General features: G+C 36.8%; 1 pseudogene. It reads right to left on the bottom strand.

The features are described from left to right. Positions 1–1,379: pseudogene (locus ACFIL8_RS09570) on the bottom strand (hypothetical protein); the annotation flags it as partial. Between the last annotated feature and the right edge of the window lie 634 nt (positions 1,380–2,013).

Below are 2,013 nucleotides of genomic sequence, written 5' to 3'. Positions count from 1 at the left end.
TAGATTGTGTAGTCTTTGAGGGTATTTTCTTTTGATTCTTGTGATATTCCGCTAAAATGACTTTGTGTGCTATCGGCTGTCCCATGGCTGGATGTTGGACCATAGGCTTTGAGTATATATTTATAGGGCAATCCCTCCATTGTGGTGTAGCCGTGTGCAAGTTTGAAGGAATCTTCATTTGCATTTCCAGAAACTTGAATGACTGAAAGACCACGCATATTCGAGGAAACAGAATCTTCAGCTTTTAATATCTCACCTTTCGCAAGGTTTTTGATATGGACTGTTGTGCTGCCTGATACATCACCATGAATAAGGAGGCGGTCAGCTTTTTGCTGTTCTTTTACTAGACCATCACTCCATTCAATATTAAAATAAATTTTTGCATTGCCTGTGGCATTGTAAACTGTATTATAAGTGCTTTCTATATCGGGGATTGTACTTCCCTCAGGTCTACGAACCTCAGCTGTTCGCCCTACATACAAGGTATGATAATGATCTTTTTCCCGCCCTTGTGGTGTCTTAAATATGATAGAACTATTATTAAGATTCAGTACTGAAACGGTAGAAAGGGCTCGTTGTTTAATATCACTGAGCTCATAGTTAAACACATTAAAGTCAGTATCGACTTCCTCTTGAGAGGTCTTTAAGTACCATTTGCTTTTGTTATTCAGAGTCAAAACCGTTGTATTGACTTTTAAAGTTCTTGCTCGTCCCTCTATTGTTGAATTATCAGCGGTTAATGCTAAAGTTACAGGAAGAGTATCGTTGTCATAATATTTACGTTTCGTTTTATTTCTCAATAATACGTCAGATCGAATTTCTGAGTCTTTAAGTTGAACTTCAGCAACGGCTCTTGAGCAGTAGGGACCAAGAATACCGGTACCGTTTTTCACAAGAAGTTTTGTATTGCTAAGAACAACCTTATTGACAACTTTTTCTCCACTTTTCAGTGAAGAATCTTTTGTTTCATAAAAAACGATACCACCGGCACCCCCTCGTTGGACGGTTATGGTTGAATCTTCAACGTTGATTATACCATTCTTTGTTTCTAAACCTTTGTACACTGTATTTGCTTTAATTTCTTTAGCATGAATGCGTCCACCTTCTGATACAGAAAGTGCAGACATTTCCGTGTGTATTGTTGATTTTACAATTGTGATAGCTGCTTTATCATGCGCTAATATTCCAGGTCCTTTATCGCGGACAAGAACATTATTTAAAGTCTTTTCTTCTCCCTTATTTAATTCAATCTTCCCCAAAATTTCAGGAGTTTCAGGAGCCGATGTATTTGCATAAGTTGAACCGAAATGAGAAAAAATCAAAGTTCCAGCAATTGTACATAACAAAAAATTTTTCTTATAAATATATTTCTTACACATAGATATGCCTTTAGTATTTGGTATGCTTTGATGCTTACTTCATTCCCCTGATGGCGCAAGTACCCAGACAGTTTCTATATCATTATGTTTTTATTGTAAATAACAAAACGAATTATATCGATGATGTTCTCTATGATTTGAAGTTTTGCTTCAGAAAAACTTTTTTTCATGATCATAAAAAGTTGAGAAAAGTGGATTTCATAAAACCTAGCTTGGTTAAGCTTATGCTAAAAGCACTATGAAGTATGATATTTAAAAATTGTCTATTAAAGATAATCACTATAAAAAGCTCTATAGCGTTGAGATGTATTATTTGATGCACTCACCAAAACGATCAGCAAATTTTTTCTGCTATAAGAAGAAGAGATGAGGGGGCTATTCACAGGCTTTCTTTAAAGAGGCTAAGGGTACCAAAGTCCATTTTTCTAAGGAAGCACAGCCCATTTCGCGATGGTGTTCATGAATGCTATAACGCTAAAGCCATAGAGTTCCATCATCTTTACGCTTACGAAGGAGCAAGCCCATCGCACTTTGCTAGCTCCCAATGTTTGTGACAAGCCCTTGGTTCTTGAGACAGTTCATGAGAGGACTTCTCAGGCTTTTCTTATATAACTTTTCTCCACACGCCAGCCCT

Origin of the sequence: Bartonella sp. AP57NXGY (assembly GCF_042195805.1) — a bacterium.
Classification (GTDB): domain Bacteria; phylum Pseudomonadota; class Alphaproteobacteria; order Rhizobiales; family Rhizobiaceae; genus Bartonella.
The sequence above is the reverse complement of the archived record's forward strand: the minus strand, read 5'-3'. Positions and strand labels throughout refer to the sequence as shown.